This window comes from Okeania sp. SIO2F4, from assembly GCF_010672385.1.
Taxonomy (GTDB): Bacteria; Cyanobacteriota; Cyanobacteriia; order Cyanobacteriales; family Microcoleaceae; genus Trichodesmium.
The window spans coordinates 1-2,165 of the sequence record NZ_JAAHGT010001240.1; the positions used below are offsets into that span (position 1 = coordinate 1).

General features: G+C 38.6%; 3 protein-coding genes. 2 read left to right on the forward strand and 1 reads right to left on the reverse strand.

Annotated elements, in window-relative coordinates:
• Positions 1 to 66 precede the first annotated feature (66 nt).
• Both F6K22_RS39275 and F6K22_RS39280 read left to right on the forward strand, forming a co-directional pair.
• Complete coding sequence (locus F6K22_RS39275) at positions 67 to 927, forward strand: hypothetical protein (protein WP_293110415.1); 861 nt, start codon at positions 67 to 69, stop codon at positions 925 to 927.
• Positions 928 to 1,006: 79 nt separating this feature from the next.
• Positions 1,007 to 1,168: a hypothetical protein gene (locus F6K22_RS39280; RefSeq protein ID WP_293110417.1), complete on the forward strand. Its 162-nt coding sequence runs from the start codon at positions 1,007 to 1,009 to the stop codon at positions 1,166 to 1,168.
• A gap of 101 nt (positions 1,169 to 1,269) precedes the next feature.
• Here F6K22_RS39280 and F6K22_RS39285 read toward each other — a convergent pair whose 3' ends face one another.
• A complete protein-coding gene (locus F6K22_RS39285) occupies positions 1,270 to 1,602 on the reverse strand; it encodes a TMEM14 family protein (protein WP_293110419.1) in 333 nt (110 codons plus the stop codon).
• Between the last annotated feature and the right edge of the window lie 563 nt (positions 1,603 to 2,165).

Genomic DNA, 2,165 nt, shown 5'->3' on the forward strand with positions numbered 1-2,165 from the left:
TGGGATATGCTAGAGGGCTACTAAAAGCCAGCATCAAATCAAAGATTATGATGCCTGGTAGTTTACGTGCCTGATTTTGTGGGGGATGCTTGTAAGGCGATCGCTTCTCGGGTGCGGGGGGCTGTGGCAGGGCAAAAGTTTGATGAGTTTCACCGTAACTCGGCTCGCATTATTCGGGAGGCTGTGTTTGGCCAGGATGAGGAAGGGAGAATTAGGGATGAATTTAGATTTAGAGCCAATAATTTGGTGGTGACTAATATTGATATTCAGTTGGTGGAGCCAGTTGATGAGGAGACATTGAAGAGTTTGCAGAAGTCGGTACAACTGGCAATTCAAATTACGACTGATGCTCAGGAAGCTGCTGCTCATCGAGATGCTGAAAGAATTGAACAGGAGGCTAAGGCAAGGTTGGAGCGACAGATAATTGTAGATAGGGGTGCTTCGGAAGTAGAGCGGAAACAATTATTGGAGTTGGAGGCGGAAAATGCTGCTATTGAGGCGACGGGTGTAGCTGGTCCTGAGGCTAGAGCAAAAGCGGAAGCTGCTCAAATTCAAGGTCAGTTGGCGGTGAATTTGGCGCAGCAGGAAGTAGAGGCAGCACGGATTCGCCATGAGGCGGAAATGGCTCAGTTGAGGGCGCGTCAGGAGACTGAGTTGGCCCATCAGCAGACACTGAATAATTTAGAGATTGAGAAGGCAAGGCAAATGGCTGAAATTACTGCTACTGAGTTTCAGCAAAAAGTGGAGGCTTTGGGGACTGAGACTATTCGGGCGATCGCTCAGGCTGGCCCAGAAATGCAGGCGAGGTTGTTAGAGGGGCTTGGTCTTCAGAGTGTTTTGATTACTGATGGTAAGAGTCCAATTAATCTTTTTGGTACGGCTAATGGGTTGATTAATCCGGTAATGCCACAAGTAAATAATGAATAATGAATAATTAATAATTAATAATTAATAATTAGGGTTTGCTGAAAAAGTTTTATGGGTGAGGGTAGGAGTCAGGAGTCTTATGGGAATCGGAATTACAGGGAATGTAGTGGGAATAACTGCGCCCTTGTCTGGTCAAAATCCTAACTTTTTGAATCTGAGTTACCTAAAAGCTGGCACTTTTTATGACGAAAATAAAGTGCAAGTTTTTCAGCTAAAAAAGCAGAGAAACCGGGTTTATTAAATAGTTCGCCATACTAATATCTACCTTCCATAAACCCGGTTTCTTAAACACTCCAAAGCAAGTGTTACTTACATCACTGATAACTGATAACTGATAACTGATTAAATTGTGGCTGAATTATTCAGACTAATTTGATATACCATAACTGCTACAGCAGCAATACCAGTTAAAATCATTAACCCCGCAGGCATCATTTTACGGGTTTTAACTAAGCGGATAATGAATGTAATTACTAGAATAGTTGTAATAACTATAGAAAATATTAAACCCCAATTTATTCCTATTAGCTGAATAATCCCACTAATAATTAGTAGCAAACCGCTGACACTACCAGATATTAAGGATATTTTGCTGCCTACTTTCGTATATCCAATAATGCCTCCAACAATGGCTAATATACCATAGGCGATCGCTGCTATTATGCCGATATTTATAGTCATTATTATTAAATTCCAAAAACTAAAACTAACTTATACAGCTTATTTGTGGTAATAGCTAGCCAATTTATCAAAACTTAATATTGCTTAAATAGGGCTTGCTGATTAACTGACAAAGCCTTTATCTGTAAATACTTTAGCCTTTATTATGTGAAAAAAGTGCAAGCTTTTCGGTCGTTCAACCTCAAAAAGTTAGCATTTTGAGCAGACAAGGGCGGAAAAATTAAGGGACAATTATTACTCCTACCCCACTCTAGAATTCCCATTTCTCCTAACTTATGAATCAAAAGGTAATCAGCTAATCTTAGTAATTGCTTTATTCTTTCCCAAGGTGATAATGTAGTTCTTCTGTAAGAGTCTAGCTGACTGTAAGTTAGCTGAATACTTAAAGATTAGATAAAAAGTCTGAAATTATTATTTCTGAAATTATTACTTCTGAAATTATTACTTCTGAAATTATTACTTCTGAAATTATTACTTCTGAAATTATTACTTCTGAAATTATTACTTCTGAAATTATTACTTCTGAAATTATTACTTCTGAAATTATTACTTCTGAA

Excerpts from the sequence above, each read along its gene's own strand:
- F6K22_RS39280 (WP_293110417.1), top strand. The coding sequence starts at position 1,007 with ATGGGAATCGGAATTACAGGGAATGTAGTGGGAATAACTGCGCCCTTG.